Origin of the sequence: Vibrio sp. S11_S32, from assembly GCF_014694465.1 — a bacterium.
GTDB classification, from domain to species: Bacteria; Pseudomonadota; Gammaproteobacteria; order Enterobacterales; family Vibrionaceae; genus Vibrio; species Vibrio algicola.
This window is the reverse complement of the sequence record NZ_JAAUWS010000002.1, coordinates 48,941-69,548: the sequence shown is the minus strand read 5'-3', so window position 1 is coordinate 69,548 and position 20,608 is coordinate 48,941. Positions and strand designations below refer to the sequence as shown.

General features: G+C 43.2%; 19 protein-coding genes and 9 tRNA genes. 11 read left to right on the top strand and 17 right to left on the bottom strand.

Translation table 11 applies throughout. The features are described 5' to 3' along the window. The first annotated feature begins 89 nt into the window (after positions 1 to 89). Positions 90 to 215: a hypothetical protein gene (locus HC723_RS17675; protein ID WP_267904232.1), complete on the top strand. Its 126-nt coding sequence runs from the start codon at positions 90 to 92 to the stop codon at positions 213 to 215. A 495-nt stretch (positions 216 to 710) separates the two neighbouring features. Here the strand turns inward: HC723_RS17675 and HC723_RS02030 are convergent. From HC723_RS02030 to orn, 10 genes are all read right to left on the bottom strand, one after another. After that, a tRNA-Gly gene (locus HC723_RS02030) sits at positions 711 to 786 on the bottom strand. A 143-nt stretch (positions 787 to 929) separates the two neighbouring features. After that, a tRNA-Met gene (locus tag HC723_RS02025) sits at positions 930 to 1,006 on the bottom strand. Between the two features lie 79 nt (positions 1,007 to 1,085). Then, positions 1,086 to 1,161 (bottom strand) — tRNA-Gly (locus HC723_RS02020). Between the two features lie 48 nt (positions 1,162 to 1,209). Further along, a tRNA-Met gene (locus HC723_RS02015) sits at positions 1,210 to 1,286 on the bottom strand. A gap of 79 nt (positions 1,287 to 1,365) precedes the next feature. Continuing rightward, positions 1,366 to 1,441: transfer RNA gene (locus HC723_RS02010), tRNA-Gly, on the bottom strand. Between the two features lie 48 nt (positions 1,442 to 1,489). Beyond that, positions 1,490 to 1,566: transfer RNA gene (locus HC723_RS02005), tRNA-Met, on the bottom strand. Positions 1,567 to 1,628: 62 nt separating this feature from the next. Next, a tRNA-Gly gene (locus HC723_RS02000) sits at positions 1,629 to 1,704 on the bottom strand. Positions 1,705 to 1,752: 48 nt separating this feature from the next. Then, positions 1,753 to 1,829: transfer RNA gene (locus HC723_RS01995), tRNA-Met, on the bottom strand. Positions 1,830 to 2,024: 195 nt separating this feature from the next. Continuing rightward, positions 2,025 to 2,100, bottom strand: a tRNA-Gly gene (locus tag HC723_RS01990). A 171-nt stretch (positions 2,101 to 2,271) separates the two neighbouring features. Continuing rightward, positions 2,272 to 2,835 (bottom strand): oligoribonuclease, encoded by a 564-nt coding sequence (orn, locus tag HC723_RS01985; protein WP_153447802.1) that lies wholly within the window; start codon positions 2,833 to 2,835, stop codon positions 2,272 to 2,274. Positions 2,836 to 2,942: 107 nt separating this feature from the next. Between orn and rsgA the strand changes: the two genes are divergently transcribed. The 4 genes from rsgA to HC723_RS01965 all read left to right on the top strand — a co-directional run bounded on the left by rsgA (position 2,943) and on the right by HC723_RS01965 (position 6,797). Then, positions 2,943 to 3,995 (top strand): small ribosomal subunit biogenesis GTPase RsgA, encoded by a 1,053-nt coding sequence (rsgA, locus tag HC723_RS01980; protein WP_153447803.1) that lies wholly within the window; start codon positions 2,943 to 2,945, stop codon positions 3,993 to 3,995. Between the two features lie 129 nt (positions 3,996 to 4,124). Next, positions 4,125 to 5,024 carry an archaetidylserine decarboxylase gene (gene asd / locus HC723_RS01975; protein WP_190338154.1) on the top strand — a complete coding sequence of 300 codons (900 nt, stop codon included), beginning with the start codon at positions 4,125 to 4,127 and terminating at the stop codon, positions 5,022 to 5,024. 106 nt (positions 5,025 to 5,130) lie between these two features. Then, positions 5,131 to 5,844: a glycerophosphodiester phosphodiesterase gene (locus HC723_RS01970; protein WP_190338048.1), complete on the top strand. Its 714-nt coding sequence runs from the start codon at positions 5,131 to 5,133 to the stop codon at positions 5,842 to 5,844. Positions 5,845 to 5,909: 65 nt separating this feature from the next. Further along, positions 5,910 to 6,797 carry a DMT family transporter gene (locus HC723_RS01965; RefSeq protein ID WP_190338046.1) on the top strand — a complete coding sequence of 296 codons (888 nt, stop codon included), beginning with the start codon at positions 5,910 to 5,912 and terminating at the stop codon, positions 6,795 to 6,797. 8 nt (positions 6,798 to 6,805) lie between these two features. Here HC723_RS01965 and HC723_RS01960 read toward each other — a convergent pair whose 3' ends face one another. The 4 genes from HC723_RS01960 to HC723_RS01945 form a co-directional block, all read right to left on the bottom strand. Continuing rightward, the gene (locus HC723_RS01960; protein WP_190338044.1) at positions 6,806 to 7,462 is read right to left on the bottom strand and encodes a LutC/YkgG family protein; all 657 of its coding nucleotides are present in this window, start codon (positions 7,460 to 7,462) and stop codon (positions 6,806 to 6,808) included. Then, entirely contained in the window at positions 7,462 to 8,895 is a 1,434-nt protein-coding gene (locus HC723_RS01955) for a LutB/LldF family L-lactate oxidation iron-sulfur protein (RefSeq protein ID WP_190338042.1), read from the bottom strand. Before HC723_RS01955 ends, HC723_RS01960 begins: the two co-directional genes overlap by 1 nt. Further along, the gene (locus HC723_RS01950) at positions 8,892 to 9,650 is read right to left on the bottom strand and encodes a (Fe-S)-binding protein (protein ID WP_190338039.1); all 759 of its coding nucleotides are present in this window, start codon (positions 9,648 to 9,650) and stop codon (positions 8,892 to 8,894) included. Before HC723_RS01950 ends, HC723_RS01955 begins: the two co-directional genes overlap by 4 nt. 81 nt (positions 9,651 to 9,731) lie before the next feature. Then, a complete protein-coding gene (locus HC723_RS01945) occupies positions 9,732 to 11,429 on the bottom strand; it encodes an L-lactate permease (protein WP_190338038.1) in 1,698 nt (565 codons plus the stop codon). 203 nt (positions 11,430 to 11,632) lie between these two features. On the opposite strand from HC723_RS01945, the gene HC723_RS01940 reads away from it, so the two are divergent. Continuing rightward, the gene (locus HC723_RS01940) at positions 11,633 to 12,532 is read left to right on the top strand and encodes a LysR family transcriptional regulator (RefSeq protein WP_190338036.1); all 900 of its coding nucleotides are present in this window, start codon (positions 11,633 to 11,635) and stop codon (positions 12,530 to 12,532) included. A gap of 44 nt (positions 12,533 to 12,576) precedes the next feature. Here HC723_RS01940 and epmA read toward each other — a convergent pair whose 3' ends face one another. Then, positions 12,577 to 13,548, bottom strand: coding sequence for an elongation factor P--(R)-beta-lysine ligase (gene epmA, locus HC723_RS01935; protein ID WP_190338034.1), 972 nt, complete (start codon positions 13,546 to 13,548; stop codon positions 12,577 to 12,579). Between the two features lie 84 nt (positions 13,549 to 13,632). Then, positions 13,633 to 14,373, bottom strand: coding sequence for a hypothetical protein (locus tag HC723_RS01930; protein ID WP_190338033.1), 741 nt, complete (start codon positions 14,371 to 14,373; stop codon positions 13,633 to 13,635). A gap of 432 nt (positions 14,374 to 14,805) precedes the next feature. Between HC723_RS01930 and frdA the strand changes: the two genes are divergently transcribed. From frdA to HC723_RS01905, 5 genes are all read left to right on the top strand, one after another. Beyond that, complete coding sequence (frdA, locus tag HC723_RS01925; RefSeq protein WP_190338031.1) at positions 14,806 to 16,620, top strand: fumarate reductase (quinol) flavoprotein subunit; 1,815 nt, start codon at positions 14,806 to 14,808, stop codon at positions 16,618 to 16,620. Positions 16,621 to 16,625: 5 nt separating this feature from the next. Further along, positions 16,626 to 17,366, top strand: coding sequence for a succinate dehydrogenase/fumarate reductase iron-sulfur subunit (locus tag HC723_RS01920; protein WP_153448209.1), 741 nt, complete (start codon positions 16,626 to 16,628; stop codon positions 17,364 to 17,366). 1 nt (position 17,367) lies between these two features. Then, complete coding sequence (frdC, locus tag HC723_RS01915) at positions 17,368 to 17,751, top strand: fumarate reductase subunit FrdC (RefSeq protein WP_190338029.1); 384 nt, start codon at positions 17,368 to 17,370, stop codon at positions 17,749 to 17,751. Between the two features lie 9 nt (positions 17,752 to 17,760). Continuing rightward, a complete protein-coding gene (frdD, locus tag HC723_RS01910; RefSeq protein ID WP_153447810.1) occupies positions 17,761 to 18,123 on the top strand; it encodes a fumarate reductase subunit FrdD in 363 nt (120 codons plus the stop codon). A gap of 297 nt (positions 18,124 to 18,420) precedes the next feature. Further along, on the top strand, positions 18,421 to 19,875 hold the full coding sequence (locus tag HC723_RS01905) for a DASS family sodium-coupled anion symporter (protein WP_190338028.1): 1,455 nt from the start codon (positions 18,421 to 18,423) through the stop codon (positions 19,873 to 19,875). 84 nt (positions 19,876 to 19,959) lie between these two features. Here the strand turns inward: HC723_RS01905 and HC723_RS01900 are convergent, their stop codons facing one another. Then, positions 19,960 to 20,583, bottom strand: a complete 624-nt coding sequence (locus HC723_RS01900) for a DUF1007 family protein (RefSeq protein WP_190338026.1) — start codon at positions 20,581 to 20,583, stop codon at positions 19,960 to 19,962. Between the last annotated feature and the right edge of the window lie 25 nt (positions 20,584 to 20,608).

The following is a 20,608-nucleotide window of genomic DNA, read 5'->3' as shown; positions in this document are numbered from 1 at the left end:
TATACAGTTACTTTTTCTTTGATATAAAAAACAATAACTTATGACAATTTCATTCGCTTTTTAATTTATTAAAAACCAGAAAGATCCAAATGAATATCGAAATATCAACGGCTAAAAAACAACTTACACACCAAGTTATCCACAAAAATCAATCTGTGGATAAACTTGTAGATAGCTTTTTCATCACCAATAAAAACGGTGCTTACAGCGGGTAATCGTTTTGAGAGTATGACAACTTGAGAAGTGACACTAACATCAAGGTAAGGAGTCAAACTAAAAAGAGCTATAATCCATTAATTATGGATTAACGATGAAATCGATTCGCGGTATACAAATCACTATATTGCAGGGAATAAAAAACGATCTCAGATGAGATCGTTTTTTATTTTTAATTACGCTACACGAGGTTCCTGCTTCTCTTTAAGCAAAGAGGCAAGGCTTAGGTGTGACCTCAACCTTGGCAAAGATGCGCTCTGCCACAAGCATATCGTGTTTCGTTTAAAAATTGGAGCGACACACGAGGCTCCCTGATCTTCAAGGTATTGGCGTGACCTCAACCTTGACAAGGGTGCGCTTTGCCACAAGCGCGTCGTGTTTCGTTTACAAATTGGAGCGACACACGAGGCTCCCTGATCTTCAAGGTATTGGCATGACCTCAACCTTGACAAGGGTGCGCTTTGCCACAAGCGCGTCGTGTTTCGTTTACAAATTGGAGCGACACACGAGGCTCGAACTCGTGACCTCAACCTTGGCAAGGTTGCGCTCTACCAGCTGAGCTAGTGTCGCGTTAAACTATGTGCTCTCATCGTTATAAAATAATAATGAAAACTAATGTGGTTCCAGAAGCAGGGTTTAAATCTACGTCCTTCGCCGATTTTATGAAGTGCTGAGCCCGACGAGCTATAGCGTTTTCACAAAATCTTTTAATGTGGTTGCGGGAGCAGGATTTGAACCTACGACCTTCGGGTTATGAGCCCGACGAGCTACCAAACTGCTCCATCCCGCGTCCGGATGTCATTGTTAAGTACAATGAGAACTTTACCTTCCACTTAAAAGAAACTGAGTAACTCAACTTCATTTTAAATTGGAGCGACACACGAGGCTCGAACTCGTGACCTCAACCTTGGCAAGGTTGCGCTCTACCAGCTGAGCTAGTGTCGCGTTAAACTATGTGCTCTCATCGTTATAAAATAACAATGAAAACTAATGTGGTTGCGGGAGCAGGATTTGAACCTACGACCTTCGGGTTATGAGCCCGACGAGCTACCAAACTGCTCCATCCCGCGTCCGGATGTCATTGTTAAGTACAATGAGAACTTTACCTTCCACTTAAAAGAAACTGAGTAACTCAACTTCATTTTAAATTGGAGCGACACACGAGGCTCGAACTCGTGACCTCAACCTTGGCAAGGTTGCGCTCTACCAGCTGAGCTAGTGTCGCGTTAAACTATGTGCTCTCATCGTTATAAAATAACAATGAAAACTAATGTGGTTGCGGGAGCAGGATTTGAACCTACGACCTTCGGGTTATGAGCCCGACGAGCTACCAAACTGCTCCATCCCGCGTCCGGATGTCATTGTTAAGTACAATGAGAACTTTACCTTCCAATATCTTTCTTAAAAGAAATTGGAGCGACACACGAGGCTCGAACTCGTGACCTCAACCTTGGCAAGGTTGCGCTCTACCAGCTGAGCTAGTGTCGCGTTAAACTATGTGCTCTCATCGTTATAAAATAACAATGAAAACTATTGTGGTTGCGGGAGCAGGATTTGAACCTACGACCTTCGGGTTATGAGCCCGACGAGCTACCAAACTGCTCCATCCCGCGTCCGATTTTTTTAGTTGATTAGAATCGAGTCTCTAATCTAGAGACTTCCAGCTTTCGAAATTAAATTCGCATAAACTAAAAGTCTTTTTATTTGAAGCGACACACGAGACTCCCGGTCTTCAAGGCTTAGGCGTGACCTCAACCTTGGCAAGGATGTGCTCTGCCACAAGCACTCTCGTATTTCGTTTTAAAATTTGGAGCGACACACGAGGCTCGAACTCGTGACCTCAACCTTGGCAAGGTTGCGCTCTACCAGCTGAGCTAGTGTCGCATAACGTTTCTCACTATTTCAGAGATTCGCAGGTCTAAACAGTTTCTCCGTTTAGGGGTGCGAATTATAAGAGCATTTGATTTTGATGCAAGCCCTAGTTTGCAAAAAAATGAAAATAATCGTTTGATTGATTGAAAATAAAACAAATTGCTCTTATTGCCTGCAAAAGCGTTAGATTTTAAACACTGTTGAACGGTAATATTTCAATTCAGCAATCGACTCACGGATGTCATCTAATGCTAAATGACTGCCACTTTTAGAGAAACCCTCTAAAGTTTCTGGCTGCCAGCGGCGTGTTAATTCTTTAATCGTGCTGACATCAAGGTAGCGATAATGGAAGTATTCTTCCAGCAATGGCATGTGTTTATATAAAAAACGACGGTCTTGACCAATGCTATTACCACAAATTGGTGATTTCCCTTTTGGTACCCATTGCTCTAAAAAGGCAATAGTTTGAGCAATTGCATCATCTTCTGTCACAGTAGTCTCTTGCACACGCTTCACTAATCCACTGTTAGTATGGGTGTTAGTGCACCAATCATCCATTTTTGCCAATTCTTGTTCCGATTGATGGATAGCCAGCATTGGACCTTCAGCTAAAATATTTAATTCGCTATCGGTAACAATCGAAGCGATTTCGATGATTTTATGCGTTTCTGGATCCAATCCAGTCATTTCAAGATCAACCCAAATTAAGTTATCTTGATGAAACTTAGGATTTTGAGACTGTGTCATAGCATTTCCTATTCGATGAATTGTCTATTTAAGACATAATAGGTGTATCATACCCTGCTAGGGTTAAATCCAAAACCCTCTTAATTATTACGGAATATATATTACCTGTGGCTAAGAAGAAAAAGCTGACTAAAGGTCAAGTACGTCAAGTACGCACTAATCAAAGCAAACGCCTCAAACGCGAAGATTCCATCCAATGGGATGATGAAATGTTGGGTGAATTGCAAAAAGGATTGGTGATCACTCGCTTTGGTCAACATGCCGATATCGAAGATACACAGAGCGGAGAGATCCATCGTTGTAATTTACGTCGTGGCATTGAAAGCTTAGTGACGGGCGATCGCGTTATTTGGCGCCCTGGTTTAGAATCGATGGCGGGCATTTCAGGCGTGGTTGAGGCGGTAGAACCAAGAACCTCTATTCTGGTTCGTCCTGATTATTACGATGGAATTAAGCCAGTTGCTTCAAATGTCAATCAAATGGTAATTGTTGCTTCTGTTTTGCCAGAACTATCATTAAACATTATCGATCGCTACCTGATCGCAGCAGAAACCTTACAGATCGCACCATTAATCGTATTAAATAAGACCGACCTTATTCCAGCAGGTGAGCTGGCACAATATCAAAAAGCGCTCAGTCATTATCAATCGATTGGTTATGAGGTATTATTCGTCAGCCGTGAAACAGAAGAAGGTTTAGACCAGCTACAAACTGCTCTAATTGATCGCTTAAATATCTTTGTTGGTCAATCTGGTGTGGGTAAATCCAGCCTAGTCAATGCGCTGATCCCAGAAGTGCAAATACTCGAAGGGGAAGTATCGGAGAACTCCGGTTTAGGTCAACACACCACCACTACCGCACGTTTATATCATTTCCCTAAAGGTGGTGATTTAATCGACTCACCTGGGGTGCGTGAATTTGGTTTATGGCACTTAGAGGCTGATGCAGTCACACAAGCCTTTATTGAGTTTCGCCCTTACTTAGGCGGCTGTAAATTCCGCGACTGTAAGCATAATGATGACCCTGGCTGTATCATTCGTGATGCTGTCGAAAAAGGCACGATTCATCGTATTCGCTTTGATAACTACCATCGTATTATCGAAAGCATGGGCGAAAATAAAGCCAATCGAACCTTTTCTAAAAACAAGAAAGATTTGTAAAATTCACATTAAGTAACGTCAAATGAAAACTCTGACAGAGGTCGAGTTTTAATAATACTATCGTCCCTTTCATTTAACTCTGTTATAGAGTCAAACCGAAAAGCCCTGATAAGAATGGATAACAACGTGATAGATAAAATTAAAGTAACTTTGCAATATTGGATCCCGCAACATGGTTTAACTCGCCTAATGGGCAAATTAGCCTCTGCTAAAATGGGCAGTTTAAGCACAGCAGTGATCCGTTGGTTTATTAAACAATACAAAGTCAACATGGATGAAGCTGTTCACTCTGATCCAGCTTATTTTAATAGCTTTAACGAGTTTTTCGTTCGTGAACTTAAAGATGGCATGCGCCCAATTGCAGAAGGTGAGAATGTGATTGTTCACCCTGCAGATGCTCGTACAAGTCAATTTGGCCCAATTGAAAATGGTCGTTTAATTCAAGCTAAAGGCCATGACTTCTCTGCGCAAGAATTATTAGGTGGCGATGCCACATTAGCAGAAGAATTTACTGACGGTGAGTTTGCCACTTTATACCTATCACCAAGTGATTATCATCGCGTCCATATGCCATGCGATGGTGTGCTGCGTCAGATGATTTATGTCCCAGGGGATTTATTCTCGGTCAATCCATTAACTGCCGCGAATGTACCGAACTTATTTGCCCGTAATGAGCGTGTAGTGTGTATCTTTGATACCGAGTTTGGCCCAATGGCGCAAGTACTGGTTGGTGCAACGATTGTCGGCAGCATTGAAGTCATTTGGGGTGGCACCATTACCCCACCAACCGGATCGTCGGTGCATCGTTGGAACTACGAAGGCGAACAAGCTATCACCATCAAAAAAGGTGAGGAAATGGGTCGCTTTAAATTAGGCTCAACCGTGATTAACCTATTTTCTAAAGACTCAATTCGCTTTGATAACAGCATGCAAGAAGGTGAAAAAACCGTACTGGGTACGCCTTATGCTCACAACAATGTGTCTGAAGCAGCGGAAAACAATGCTGAAAATACCGATATTGCCAAATAAATACATAATATAAGAACAACCAATCAGGGTGAGCATGATAAATGTTCACCCTTTTTTATATACTTATGATATCCGTTATGAATACTGACAATGGTGGTTAACTATTATGCTCATCATCGCTCACCGTGGCGCACGCTCAACTCATCCAGAAAACACACTGTCTGCCATTCAAGCTGCATTAGATGTTGGTTGCCAAGCAATTGAAATCGATGTGCAGGAGCACGATGGTCAATTTTGGGTGATCCACGACAAATGGCTTAATCGCACCACTGACCATATTGGTAAATTGCATTGGCTTAGTGCTGAGAAACTCAAAAAAGTGAAAGTGGCCAAAACCGAAACCATTCCAACCTTAATCGAAGTGTTGAAACTGATTGATGGAAAATGTGCATTAAACATTGAACTCAAAGGGGTTCAACATCTTGAATTGCTTTATCACCATCTTGATTTCGCGCTTGAACAATGCAATTTCGACGCTGATCAGTTAATTATTTCGTCCTTTAAGCACGATTGGTTAAAGCAGATAAAACAACAACAACCACAATGGTTACTCGGCGCACTAAGTGCCTCAAAGGGTATAGATAAATCGCAATTTGCCAAAGATCTGGGGGCGACAAGTATTAACCTCGATCTGGATATTGTGGATGAGGATTACGTTCATCATGCCAAGCAATTAGGTTTGTCGGTATTTGTGTATACCGTTAATCAGCCTGAAGATTGGCAATGGTTAGCGGATATCGGTGTCGATGGGGTGTTTTGTGATTGTCCCGCCAATGCGATTGCACTTTATCCCCAACCTAGCTCATTTTTGTGGCAATAATCCACTTTAATTAGACACGCCATTTAGTCGTAACAAAGCAACATTTTCAAGGACGAACAATCACGATGACCTACGAATGGCTAGCCCTCACTGCTGCCGCTTTATGGGCAATTTCTAGCTTAATATCGGTGACTCCTGCGCGTCATTTAGGCTCATTTGCTTATAGTCGCTGGCGCATGGGTTGTACAGCAATGATGCTCACTAGCTTGGCATGGTTTATTGGTGGTTGGGCAAGCATAGAATCAAGTCACATATTGCCGATGGCTCTGTCTGGTTTTGTTGGCATATTTATTGGTGACACCGCTCTTTTTGCCTGCATGAATCGCATGGGACCTCGGCAAGCAGGATTATTATTTTCTTGCCATGCGGTATTTTCAACGATTCTGGGGTATTGGTTATTTCATGAAACCTTAAGTGGAAAAGAGCTATTCGGAGCAACCATGGTTTTTTCTGGTGTCGTCATAGCTATTTTCTTTGGCCGTAAGCAAGCAAATCAACATACTTGGGAAGCTGTTCAAGGCAAAATTCATATCGCGATAGGATTAGGTTTATTAGCTGCATTTTGCCAAGCAATGGGAGGAATCATTGCCAAGCCCGTCATGGAAACCGCCGCCGATCCAGTGGCCGCTTCTGCGATTCGAATGATCACCGCTTTTGCTGCACATCTGACATTAAGAGCAACCGGCGCAAACATTGCCAAACCGTTGCAACACATTAACTGGAAAATTTTAGGCATCACCGCCATTAATGGTCTGCTAGCAATGGTGTTTGGCATGACATTAATTTTATACGCCCTACAAAAAGGCAATGTCGGCATGGTGGCATTATTATCCTCCACCACCCCGATTATGATTTTACCTTTGCTTTGGATCTACACCAAACAACGCCCCTCTCCTTTTGCATGGATGGGGGCGGTGCTGGCAGTCGTTGGAACCAGTATTTTAGTAAGCTAAGGAGCAGCTTATTGATCTTCTAAAATCACTACGATTAGCTCGCTGGGCCCATGAGCCCCATAAGCCAACGTTTGTTGGATATCCGCCGTTTTAGAGGGCCCTGAAATCAACAACGCATTGGTTGGCATGTTATCCGCCCAATTCTGCACCGCCATGACTTCCAAAAAATGATGATGTAAGGTCGAAGCATGAATAACCGCAACATGACAAGGTGGCACTAAAGATAAAGTTCTTGGTTCTTGTGGTGTAGGCCATAAAACCAAAGTTCCAGTATCCGCAATCCCCGCTAGAACATGCGTAATACCAACATCAATATCAGTAAATAGTTCAGTTTTCCAACCTTCTATCTCCTGACTAAATTCTTTTACATCAATTCCGGTAAGGCTTTGTTGAAAAACATGGCGCCATTTTCCTTGCGTACCAATGACAGCCTTTTTCCATCCTTTCTCATCGCTCAACTGATTTAATGTTTGGCTTAGCTGCTCACTATGGATGGATTTAATCTCAGCATGATTTGCGCTCAAAGCCTGGCAAAATCGAGTCATTTTCTGTTCATTTTTTTTACCATCACTTCCCCAAGGGTGAAACGCTATATCCTTCTGCGCCTGTGAGCTGACCTTTGCCATTTTTAAACGCTCTAAAATCTGGTTACGAGAAGTCGTCATTATTTTTCCCCGCTAAGTTTATGACGTTGAGCCATGATGTGGTGCAGTGATCGCTTAGCCAACTTAGGCGCAGTTCGACATTGAGTCCAAGGCCCTATTTTGCTAGGCATGAATGAGCGCAATTTTGTCGCCATTCCGGTTCCAAAATGATAGAGACTGGGGTGAGAAGCCGCGTAAGAAAATCCTTGCATCGCAATATGTTCACTACGACTCTCGGCTGATTTTTGCCCTTGAATTGGTGTCGTATTTGGCTTGGGATAATTTTTTGCTTCACGTCGTAAACGCTGCAACATTTCAGGTATGGGGATCCGAACCGGACACACCTCACCACATGCCCCACATAAACTTGACGCCGTCACTAAATCTTTCGTTTTATCTAAGCCTAAAAGATGCGGTGAAATGATCTTTCCTATTGGCCCCGGATAAACCGTGCCATAAGCATGACCGCCAATTTTAGTGTATACAGGGCAATGATTCATGCAGGCACCGCAGCGAATACACTGTAAGGTTTTACGCACCTCTTCATCTTGATAGGCTTGGCTTCTACCGTTATCAAGCAGCACTAAATGTACTTCTTTCGGCCCATCTTTTTCACCTGGCTTTCTCGGCGATGTGATCATATTAAAGTAGGTGGTGATCGCTTGTCCGGTGGCAGAACGAGTTAAAGCACTAAACAGTGGCGGTACATCAGCCAGGTTTTCGACGACTTTTTCAATCCCCGTAATCGCAATATGAACATTCGGAATGGTCGTCGACATGCGGCCATTGCCTTCATTTTCAACTAAGCATAATGTGCCCGTTTGGGCGACCGCAAAGTTCACACCAGACAAACCAATATCGGCATCATGAAATTTTTGGCGTAAACGTGTTCGACCAGTTTGGATCAATTCATCAACATCGACTGTCGGCGTGAAATCGTCAAGATTCTTTTCAAAAGTATCACTGACCTCTTGTTTGTTTTTATGAATAGCCGGCATGATAATGTGCGATGGTTTATCGCCATCAAGCTGAACAATGTATTCACCCATATCACTTTCAAGGCATTCTATGCCCAGCTTCGCCATCTCATGATTAAGTTCTACTTCTTCACTGACCATCGACTTACCTTTGATGATCATCTTGGCTTGATGACGCTCCGCAATCTTGGCAATAATCTGATTGGCTTCTTCTGCATTTAACGCCCAATGAACTTGGATACCATTATCAATACAGTTAGCTTCAAGTTGCTCAAGTAATTCCGGGAGTTTTCGTAAACTTCGCTGACGAATAGATTCCGCTAAATCTCGAATGTCCGCTTCTTCTGTGGCATTAGGAAAAACACTTTTACGCTTATCCTGTAGGTAATCCATCGCACCTCTAAAATTGGCACGTAATTGCGGATCGGCAAGCGCTACCTTTGCTTGCTCATGGAAATGCTCCGGTGACTGGCTCATGATGGGCTCCTTTGCGTACGCTCTAATAAAAAGCTCGCTAAATGTCGTCCACGCATCGCTTTTCCTTGATATTCAAGAGCGCCGTTAATATTCAGTAGACACCCCCAATCGGCGCTCACGAGTGTTTCTGCTTTGGTTTCAAGGATATGATGAGTTTTTTCTTCTACCATGGCGGCCGAAATATCCGGATGACGAACAGAGAATGTGCCACCGAAACCGCAACATTCACTTTCATAATCTTGCATTCGTAGATCCACATTATCTAACTGTTCGATAAGCTGTGTGGCGGTAACATGTACATTCATTTCACGACGAGCGGCACATGAAGTATGCATCACTACCGCCATAGGATCGCCTTGATCTTCCAAGCGAATTCTGCACACTTTAATTAAAAATTCCGTTAGCTCAAATACGCGATCACAAAATTCACCCACCTTTTCTTGGTGGCTATCTTCTTTAAATAAACGACGATAATGATGATGCATCATCCCACCACAAGAGCCGGACAATACAATCACCGGGTAAGGTTTAAGAAACAGTGCGATTTGGCTTAGCGCGATTTTTTTCGCTTCATCATCATAACCGGAAGTGTAAGCAGGCTGACCGCAGCATGTTTGCTTTTCAATAAAAACGACATCGATCCCTTGTTGTTCTAATAACGTCATGGCATCAAGACCTGCCTCTGGATCAAAGACATCCACAAGACAAGTGGCGTAGAAATACACCTTTTTCGGTTTTGCAGGATAAATACGCATGGGCTTCTCCGATAAAGAGCTGGCTATTCACATTCCATAGCCAGCGATTACTCATTTAATCTTTTAATTTATAAATCGATATTATGGGGATACCATCAAAACATCGGTCATGTGGACTCCGTAAATCAATACCATTCCGATCACACCAGTCACCACCAAATAATAAAATGTCGGTATAATGGTCTTGCGTAAAATGATGCCTTCTCGTCCAAGTAGACCTACCGTTGCCGAAGCAGCCACAACATTATGAATAGCAATCATGTTACCTGCTGCTGCGCCGACTGCTTGTAAGGCAATAACAACAACACTGGATATTCCCAACGTCTGTGCAGCTTCAAATTGAAATTGACTAAACATCATATTAGAAATCGTATTGGATCCAGCGATAAAAGCTCCCAGCGCACCAACGGTCGCACTTAAAGCAGGGAAAGCCTCGCCAACCGCATTCGAGGCAAAGTTTGCAGTCATAACTGGCATACTGGCTAAATCCGAGTAATTCACACCAGAGTTAATAAATATGCGCACCATTGGAATGGTAAAAATCAGTACAAATCCAGCGCCAATCAACGTCTTGGTAGATTCGCCCAATGCTTTTCCCATCGGAACCAAACTACGTGACTGCAGTAATACCGCGAGTAAAGCAACAAAAACCAGGATCCCACCAGGTAAATAAAGAGGTGCAATAGAGGTACTCACTCCCGCTTCACCTAAAATATTATTGAAGGACACATTGATGCTTAGCAACCAGCCCAAAAAGTCTTTATTCACACGGCTTAATACTAAAATGATGGCTAACAATAAATAAGGTAACCACGCTAACACCAAGCCCATCGGTTTGGTTTTAATCTCATCAAGATTCATTTTTAATGAACCTAACCATTGGGCGGGCCAATCTTTCTCTTGAGGAAAGTCCCAAGTGGTTTTAGGCACAAGGAAATTGAACTTTGCTGCGGTAACCACAATGGCCAATCCAAATAGCCCGCCCACTAGCGATGGAAATTCAGGACCAAGAAACACTCCGGTTATCGCATAAGGCACCGTGAAGGCAATGCCTGAAAACAAAGCAAATGGCAGAATATCCAATCCGGCAGTCCAACTGCGTTTCTGACCAAAAAAACGAGTCAGCATCATTGCCATAAGCACAGGAATCAATGTCCCCACAACCGCATGAGTCAATGCAACGGTCGAGGTAATTTGTTGTAGGTACACCTCCCAATTAGAGCCATGAGACACTAAAGTTTCGGTAATATTATGGGTATCTAACCCCTTACTTACACCGATTAAAATAGGCGTGCCAACCGCGCCAAAAGAAACCGGTGTTGATTGGATCATCATGCCCATTAACACCGCCGCCAGCGCAGGAAAACCAATCGCGACAAGCAGTGGAGCCACAATCGCTGCAGGCGTACCAAATCCAGAAGCACCCTCGATAAACGAACCAAAACACCAAGCAATGATAATGGCTTGAACTCGGCGATCGGGTGAAATATCGATAAAACCATTCCGAATGGTCGTGATAGCTCCTGTGTATTTTAAGGTGTTGAGTAAAAGGATCGCTCCAAACACAATCCACAACACAGTTACCGTGACCCCTAACCCTTGCAATATCGAAGCAATCACTCTATTGGCTGACATATCCCAAAAAGTTAACGCAACCAAAACGGTTAATCCAAATGCAACTGGCATGGCTTTTTTCGCTGGCCAATTAAGACCAACCAAAAGAACCGCAGCTACCACTATGGGAGAAAATGCGATGATGGCTAATAATGAATCATTCATAGGCTGCTTCCTTGTCGTTAAGCTCTTAATCTTAATTGATGCCTTAATTCGCCTGTGTAAGGTGCGAATTAAGTAATGAACTTCGTTTCACGTTATTTTTATAATTTATGAACAAGTTGTTAACTCGGAGTGAATATAGGGCTTTTTATTTTATGCATTTAGGGAAATAATGAATTTCATTCTTTCCAAAATAGGTTTAATTAATGAGAGCTGATGATTTAATTTTATTCGCTCAGGTCGTCGAGCTGGGGAGCTTCACTAAGGTCGTAGATAAAAATAACCTTACAAATTCAGTAGTTAGTAAAAGAATAACAAGATTAGAAAAGGAGTTAGGAGTACAGCTATTATATCGAACAACGCGTAAATTGACGCTAACCGAAGCAGGTAAAGCTCTACTGGCAAGTGCGATAAATGTGAAGCTCGCCACTCAAGAAGCGATCGATGCCGTAGCGGGGTTAGGCGAAAATATCAGTGGTCATATAAAAATGTCAGTGCCAACTATCTCTGGCGATCTCATCTTAGCGGATGCCGTGGCAGAATTTTGTAATTTACACCCAGGGTTAACGGTCGATATGTCTCTCGATAATCGATTTGTTGATTTAATTGAAGGCGGTTATGGCTTAGCTATTCGTACTGGCTACTTAGACGACTCCAGTTTAATTGCCCGTCATATTTTAGATTCTCAATGGGTCGTGTGCGCTTCTCCCACTTATGTCGCTCGCAACGGAAAACCACTTCAACCAAGCGATTTAACCACACACAATTGCTTGCAATACGCCTACCAAACAACAGGTGCTTGCGACTGGGAATTTAAGGGAAATAAAGGTAATTATTTAATTAAGGTATCAGGGTCTTTTTCTACCGATAATGCCACCGCACTCCGTAAAGCCGCATTAGCTGGACACGGTGTTGCTTATGTACCTCGCTGCCTTGTCTACCACGACCTACGTAATGGGGAGTTAATTGATATTTTTCCTGAGCAGGTTGGGAAAAAATTGGGGGTGTATGCGGTGTACCCTTTCACTCGACAACTTCCTAATAATGTCAGGTTGTTAATCGAGCATATCCGCACGCGCTATCTGGCTATTTCTCATTATTTTTAACCTTGTTCTTATAAACTTGCCGATATACACATGAAGAAAAACCATTACGCCCTCGGAAACGGAAATGCGGTGACTTGATCGATATGATCACAACCGATCGCCAGCATAATTAAGCGATCAATCCCTAATGCCACCCCGGCGCATTGCGGCAAACCAGCTTCAAGTGCAGCAATTAAATGGTGATCAATCGGTTGTGGGTTTAACCCCATTTGAATGCGCTGCTGATTGTCATGTTCAAAACGGGTTAATTGCTCCTTAGCATCGTCCAGTTCATGGAAGCCATTCGCCAGTTCAATACCTTTAAAATACACTTCAAAGCGATCGGCCACTCTTGGATCTTGTTGATTTATCTTAGCCAGTGCCGCTTGTGAGGCCGGAAAATCGTACACCATGACGGGAACGTTCTGCCCTATTTTCGCTTCAACTCCGACACTGAATAATAACTGTAATAAGGTATCTCGATTGTCTTCTGGCTCAGCAATATCTTGCAGCCCTAATTGCGCTGCGACCACTTTCAATTCAGTCATTGACGCTTCAAGCGGACACACCTTTAGTACTTGTAAAAAAGCCTGTTGGTAGGTGATTTTCTCACACCTTTCACAAGCTAAAACCGCTTGTAATAATGCGTCCATTTCCGCCATCAGATCATGATGATCAAATCCAACTCGATACCACTCTAACATAGAGAACTCTGGGTTGTGATAACGGCCATTTTCTTCATTGCGAAAGGCTTTGTTGATTTGATAAATACAGCCACTGCCCGCTGCCAGTAAGCGCTTCATGTGAAACTCAGGGCTGGTCATCAAAAACACCGTTTGACCATGCGCATAATCAGGACCAACAAACTCAGTTTTAAAAGTATGCAGATGCACGTCAGTCACGGTGGCATGACTCATGGCGGGGGTGTCCACTTCTAACACATTGCGCTCACTAAAAAAGGCGCGAATCCTTTGAATGACTTGTGCTCGTTGTTGAAGCTGAGGAATAGAAGCGGAAGGTTGCCAAGTGTGCATCACAAAATCTCATTGATGAAATAGAGGCGTGATAATAAATCGAGTGGCATAACAAAGAAAGCACAACCGTTCTTCAGTTAGAAAGGTTTAATTAAATTGATACTTATACCCAATACCAATTTTATCGTCGTCGCCATAACTATTATGCTGCACCTTACCATGTAAACTGAGCGATTGATGCTTGGTAATATGGTAACCCACTCCGCCGCCAAACACATAACCAGAGTAATCATCCGAACCGCGAGAATAAGCCGTCGCTGCGATTAATGTCCAGTCTTTACCTAGAGGTTTCATTGCTTTCATGCCGACATAACCACCAGCAGAATGACTGGGGGTTAATACATAATCATCGTCAAAGTTATCACTTGTTTCAGCGCAATCATCTTTATTTACTTCACAGGCTGCATCACCATCATTGTAATTAGCTCCCCCCATAACAAATAACTGCCAGCCAAGGGGTTCAACATTAAAATAACTTAGCGGAACAAAAGTGCCGACACTATAGTTGGTTTGCTCGGCGCCATGATCCATTTGGTGTTTGCCAAAATTAAAATTCATTATGCCAATATCAAATAACCAAGAACCGCCTAAGCGCCACTCATCACCATCAGGGCTAATACTAGCATTAATTTTCTTGGTATTACCGACATTAACCGAACCCATAATATGCACTGAACTGCTGTAACTGATCCCTACTTGCGTCACGACTTTAGTCGGATCTTCCGGCAGTTTGTCTTTTTCTGCTTTCACTTGTGCCATCGATATTGTCGGTAACAATAAAGCGACGGCATATAAGCATAAAGTGACAAAGCGTGACAGGTGATTCATTAGATATTCTTATTCGGGAATGAGTGCGCACACCATAGAGGGTTTTATAGCCAGAGCCAACAAATCAAGCTGTAAATTAATGTAAAACTAGGGGCGGTTGATCTTTTGTGATTCAATTTTGTTCGAGATAAAAGCCTTTTAATCGAGGCAAAACAACCACGAAAGATCAACAGCCCCTAACTAAGCAATAAACTTTAAAAACAAACACAATTTCATTCAATGAATAGATGCCACTCATTAAAAATCTGAAAACACGCGTGATGTAACATTTTTAACTACTTATTACCTACTTAGTATTATGAATTACCACCATATACCTTGTCAGATCAATTTATTCTGCTGTTGAATTACCTACAATTACTCCTAGCAAAAACAAAAACTATTTTTCCAATCGTGTTCAGTATTAGAACACACCAACTCTGGAGGATAACTGTGAAAGTCATAACCACAGATATCGCAGTAATCGGAGCCGGCGGCGCTGGCTTACGTTCTGCAATTGCGGCAGCAGAAGCAAACCCTGAACTTGAAGTTGCACTGATTTCAAAAGTGTATCCTATGCGTTCACATACGGTTGCAGCCGAAGGCGGTTCAGCAGCAGTTATCAAGGAAGAAGACAGCTTAGACAACCATTTCAACGATACCGTTGGTGGTGGTGATTGGCTATGTGAACAGGATGTTGTTGAATATTTCGTTGCGAATTCTACTCGTGAAATGATCCAAATGGAGCAATGGGGTTGCCCTTGGAGCCGTAAAGAAAATGGCGATGTAAACGTACGCCGTTTTGGTGGCATGAAAATCGAACGCACTTGGTTTGCGGCCGATAAAACTGGCTTCCACATGCTTCATACTCTGTTCCAAACCTCTATCAAATACCCAAATATCAAACGTTTCGACGAATACTTTGTTGTCGACCTTCTGGTTGATGGAGAGAATGACGCGAAAGAAGCACAAGGTATTGTTGCCATTCACATGTCTGAAGGTGAATTGGTGGCGATTAAAGCAAAGTCTGTGGTTCTTGCTACAGGTGGCGCAGGTCGTGTTTACCATACCAACACCAATGGCGGTATTGTAACCGGCGATGGTATGGCAATGGCTTACCGTCACGGCGTGCCACTACGTGATATGGAATTTGTTCAATATCACCCAACCGGCCTACCTGGCACTGGCATCTTGATGACGGAAGGTTGTCGTGGTGAAGGCGGTATCATCGTCAATAAAGACGGCTACCGTTACCTACAAGATTACGGCATGGGTCCTGAAACCCCTATTGGCGAGCCTAAGAACAAATACATGGAACTCGGTCCGCGTGATAAAGTTTCTCAAGCATTCTGGCACGAAATGCAAAAAGGCAACACCATTAAGCACCCACTAGGTGATGTGGTGATGCTTGATTTGCGCCACTTAGGTGAAGAGTACTTAAATGAGCGTCTACCGTTTATTTGTGAACTTGCTAAAGCTTATGTCAACGTTGATCCAGCTAAAGAGCCAATTCCAATTCGTCCAACCGTGCACTACACCATGGGCGGTATTGAAACCAATGGTCAATGTGAGACTCAAATTAAAGGTCTCTTTGCGGTAGGCGAATGTGCATCAGTTGGTCTACACGGCGCAAACCGTTTAGGGTCTAACTCATTAGCCGAGTTTGTTGTCTTTGGTCGTGTTGCCGGTGAAAATGCCGCTGATCGCGCTAAAGAATTCAAAGGCTGGAATGAGGAAGGCATCAAAGCTCAAATGCAAGCGGTTGAAGCTCGTATCGCGGCACTGATGAATCAAGAAGGCGATGAAAGCTGGTCAGATATTCGTACTGAAATGGGCCACTCAATGGAAGCCGGTTGTGGTATCTATCGTGAAGAAGCATCAATGCAAGCGACGATCGACAAGCTGACTGAACTTAAAGCTCGTTACAAGAAAATCAGCATTAAAGATAAAGGCCAAGTGTTTAACACCGACCTGCTTTACGCGATTGAAATTGGTTACGGCTTAGATGTTGCTGAAGCGATGGCTCAATCTGCGATTCGTCGTACTGAATCTCGTGGTGCTCACCAGCGTTTAGACGAAGGTTGTACAACTCGTGATGATGACAACTTCTTGAAGCACACGCTTTCTTTCTACCAAGAAGATGCAGCACCAGTGATCGATTACAGCGCAGTAAAAATCACCAAATCTCAACCTAAAGCTCGCTTATATGGTGCTGCTGCTGAAGAAGCCGCCGCCAAAGAAGCCGCTGCAGCGAAGGAAGCCAAATAATGTCAATAACTGCGACCCGTATGCAAAAAGTACATATGTCACGTTACAATCCAGAAGTGGATGACGCGCCATACCTACAAACATTTGAAGTCCCTTGTGATGACACAACATCAATCTTAGATGCGATTGGTTATATCAAAGATCACCTTGATAAAAATCTGTCTTACCGCTGGTCTTGCCGTATGGCGATCTGTGGTTCGTGTGGCATCATGGTGGATAACGTGCCAAAACTTGGTTGTAAAAGCTTTATGCGTGACTACCCAAATGGCGTCACGATTGAGCCTTTAGCTAACTTCCCAATCGAGAAAGATCTTATCGTTGATATGAGCCCTTTCATCGAGCGCTTGGAAGCGATCAAGCCATACATTATTGGTAACGACCGTAAACCTGAAGATGGCACCAACAAGCAAACTCCAGCACAGATGGAAAAGTATAAGCAATTTGCTAACTGCATCAACTGTGGTCTTTGCTACGCGGCTTGTCCTCAATTTGGTTTGAACCCAGAGTTCATTGGTCCTGCGGCACTAACCCTTGCACATCGTTACAACCTCGATAACCGTGATAACGGTAAAGCAGAGCGCATGAAACTGATCAACAGTGAAAATGGCGCTTGGGGTTGTACCTTTGTTGGTTACTGTTCAGTGGTTTGTCCAAAACATGTCGATCCTGCTGCTGCTGTAAACCAAGGCAAAGTAGAATCTTCAATGGATTTCGTTATCTCTATGTTTAAGTCTGAGGAGATCTAGGATGAGCAAACGTAAGCCTTATGTTCGCACAATGGAGCGTACCTGGTGGAGCAAACATCCGTTCTACCGTTTTTACATGGTTCGTGAAGCAACCGTTCTACCATTAATCTTGTTCACATTGTTTATGCTATGTGGCCTTGCAAGTTTAGTGAAAGGCCCACAATCTTGGGTTGAGTGGCAGCACTTTATGCAAAATCCACTGGTGATCGCGATTAACATCGTGGCACTGGCAGGCAGCTTATTCCATGCGACCACCTTCTTTAGCATGATGCCTCAAGTAATGCCTATTCGCGTAAAAGGTAAACTACTGAGCCCGAAAGTAATTATTGCCGCACAATGGGGCGCAGTTGCTGTGATCTCATTGATTGTATTGGCTTTGGTGTAGGAGATAGACATGATTAATCCAAATCCAAGACGTTCAGACGAGCCAATTTGGTGGTCTTTATTTGGCGCTGGCGGTACATGGTTCGCCATGATCACCCCTGTAACGATTTTAGTACTTGGCATCTTAATGCCGTTAGGTGTGTTCGATATGGGCACCTTTAACTTCTTAAGAGCTCATGCTTTTGCTAGCAGCTTTATTGGCGGATTATTTTTAATCGCCTCTATTGCGCTACCAATGTGGCATGCAATGCACCGTGTTCATCACGGCATGCACGACCTAAAATTCCACACTGGCTTAATTGGCAAAATTGCTTGTTATGTTATTGCGGCAATTGTTAGCGTATTAGCTATCGTGTTTATTTTCTTACTATAAAAGAAAATTACGAGGCTTGGGATCTCAAGCCTCGTTACTCGAAGATAAAAGGTACTAGATTGTGGTATGGGTAGACTTAAACATTGGCCGTCGTGTTTATCACGCACGCAGGTGTAAAGTTATCCCGATAGGACATACTTGTTTCACGGAATGAAAACATCATAGATAGCCCCTTCACCGTTTCCTTGACGGTGATTTTCAAGCAACGAGACACGCAATCCATTTTATTTTGGATATGGTGAGATCATCCAAGCTTCATTATCTCTTAGTCGTTTGTTGTAACTGAGATTAAAAAATATGAATCCCCCCTCTGATAAATCAACCAACTGGTTGGCAGTAAAACCGATCCCATTTTTTGTCATTTTGATCCTTTCTGCCATTGTTTGGCAATTTGATGCACCAACTGGCTTAGCGCAACCGGCCTATCATACTGCGATTATTTTCATCGCTACCATTGCGGCAATTGTTGCCAATGTGATGCCAACTGGTTCGCTGGCAATATTAAGCCTTGCTTGCTATGCCACCTTAAAAGCAGGCGGCGAAGTGAATGGCGCGCTTGCGATCAAAAACGCGATGAACGATTTTAATAACGGCTTAATTTGGCTGATCGTCATCGCCTTTATGATTGCTCGCGCCTTTACTAAAACCGATTTAGGGCGTCGTATTGCCTTGATGCTGCTGAGTAAATTTGGTCAATCGACATTACGCATCGCTTATTGCTTAGGCATCGCCGATTTCTTAATTGCACCAGCAACGCCAAGTAACACTGCGCGTTCTGCCATTGTGTCGCCAATCGCCGATTCACTCGCTAAAACCGTCAATGCTGAAGATCGTAAATTAGGTCAATTCTTAATTTCATCATCAAGTGCGATGAACGATGCCTCCGCCATTGGTTTTCAAACTGGTTTTGCCGGTAACTTAGCCCTAGTCGGTATTGCCTCAAGCGTGGCAGGTATTACGTTAACCTTTACCGATTGGGCGCTGTACTTATTGGTTCCCGCTTTATTCTTGTTGGTGTTACTACCATTTGTACTTTATAAAACCATTAACCCAGAAACTAAGAAAACACCTGAAGCACCTAAATTTGCCAAAGGTGAACTAAGCAAAATGGGTTCGGTCTCATTAAGTGAATGGAAACTGGTTGGCGTTTTTATTGGTTTAATTGTGCTTTGGGTTGGCGGTGCGGCATTTGATTTAAATGCTACGACTGCAGCCTTCATTGGCCTTGCCGCTTTATTAGTCTTTGGCGTATTAAGCTGGGATGATATTAAAGGCGAGAAAGGTGCATGGGATACCTTAGTGTGGTTCTCGGTATTAATGGGTATGGCCGATAATTTAAAAACTCTGGGCTTTACAAACTGGGTTGGCGATATGGTTTCAAACTTCCTAACCGTCCATTTAGGCGGTGCCAGTGCCATTATCTTCCTGCTGGCGATGATGTCTTTCTTCCTATTTACCGCTTATTTCTTTGCTTCGGCAACCGCGAAAGTTGTGGCGTTAGGTCCGGTAATTTTAGGGGCATTAGTATCATTGCACGTATCACCTTTAATGGCGGTATTAGCGATTGCCGGTATTATGAATATTGGTTGTAACTTGGCGACTTATAGCCATGCACGTAACCCATTATTGCTCGGTTACGGTTACCACACTGACAGCGAATGGATGAAAATCGGCTTAGTGATTTCCATCGTTGGTGCGATTGCCTTTATGGCGGTTGGCTTAAGTTGGTGGACCATACTTGGCGTTGCTTAAATCGTCGATATTGAGCGGTAAAAAAAAGCGAGCCACTTCAATGTAAGTGGCTCGCTTTGTTTTATCTTTGAGGTATCGCCCTCGTTAGTGACAATCAAGCTTGATCGTTTGAGCAAATAGATTCCCCAAATCAGGATCGCCTGTTACATCAATTGGTATTGAAGCGGCATAACTAATCTGTTTAGCGGTCGGATGTGGTTGCACTAGCGTGGTTTTGCATTGCTTTGCTAGCTGCTCCGATAAACTCACATCCGATGCCTTCTGCCACTCCATATCCACATAATAGGTTGGCTCATACACTTGTAATCGAATATCTGAGCTTGATAATGGGATTGGGTGTTGCAGGGTTAAATCAAACATCAAGGTCAACTTCGCGCCATCTAATCGATAATGCCCTTTGCTCGTTTTGACAAAATCAATCGATTTATTCCCCACCAGCATTTGAGTCAGATAATGCTGTTGGTACATATTACTGACCGCTTCATAAGCTAACGCATCTAAGTTTTTTTTGATTTTAGCCGGAGAAACATTTTCACCATCGAGTGCATAAGCCGATGTCATAGGGTCCATCTGCCAAGCCATAGAAAGCTTCGTGATATAACCATCACTACCCACTATTTTTGTTTTCATGCTAATCCATGAATGAGGGTGCGCTTGTACTGGCAAGCACACCCAGAACATCAGTAATAACAGCCCATATCGTTTCATTGTAAAACCTATGATGATTGATAGA

Excerpts from the sequence above, each read along its gene's own strand:
- HC723_RS17675 (WP_267904232.1), top strand. The coding sequence starts at position 90 with ATGAATATCGAAATATCAACGGCTAAAAAACAACTTACACACCAAGTT.
- orn (WP_153447802.1), bottom strand. The coding sequence starts at position 2,835 with ATGACACAGTCTCAAAATCCTAAGTTTCATCAAGATAACTTAATTTGG.
- HC723_RS01970 (WP_190338048.1), top strand. The coding sequence starts at position 5,131 with ATGCTCATCATCGCTCACCGTGGCGCACGCTCAACTCATCCAGAAAAC.
- HC723_RS01965 (WP_190338046.1), top strand. The coding sequence starts at position 5,910 with ATGACCTACGAATGGCTAGCCCTCACTGCTGCCGCTTTATGGGCAATT.
- HC723_RS01960 (WP_190338044.1), bottom strand. The coding sequence starts at position 7,462 with ATGACGACTTCTCGTAACCAGATTTTAGAGCGTTTAAAAATGGCAAAG.
- HC723_RS01955 (WP_190338042.1), bottom strand. The coding sequence starts at position 8,895 with ATGAGCCAGTCACCGGAGCATTTCCATGAGCAAGCAAAGGTAGCGCTT.
- HC723_RS01950 (WP_190338039.1), bottom strand. The coding sequence starts at position 9,650 with ATGCGTATTTATCCTGCAAAACCGAAAAAGGTGTATTTCTACGCCACT.
- HC723_RS01945 (WP_190338038.1), bottom strand. The coding sequence starts at position 11,429 with ATGAATGATTCATTATTAGCCATCATCGCATTTTCTCCCATAGTGGTA.
- HC723_RS01940 (WP_190338036.1), top strand. The coding sequence starts at position 11,633 with ATGAGAGCTGATGATTTAATTTTATTCGCTCAGGTCGTCGAGCTGGGG.
- HC723_RS01930 (WP_190338033.1), bottom strand. The coding sequence starts at position 14,373 with ATGAATCACCTGTCACGCTTTGTCACTTTATGCTTATATGCCGTCGCT.
- frdC (WP_190338029.1), top strand. The coding sequence starts at position 17,368 with ATGAGCAAACGTAAGCCTTATGTTCGCACAATGGAGCGTACCTGGTGG.
- frdD (WP_153447810.1), top strand. The coding sequence starts at position 17,761 with ATGATTAATCCAAATCCAAGACGTTCAGACGAGCCAATTTGGTGGTCT.
- HC723_RS01905 (WP_190338028.1), top strand. The coding sequence starts at position 18,421 with ATGAATCCCCCCTCTGATAAATCAACCAACTGGTTGGCAGTAAAACCG.
- HC723_RS01900 (WP_190338026.1), bottom strand. The coding sequence starts at position 20,583 with ATGAAACGATATGGGCTGTTATTACTGATGTTCTGGGTGTGCTTGCCA.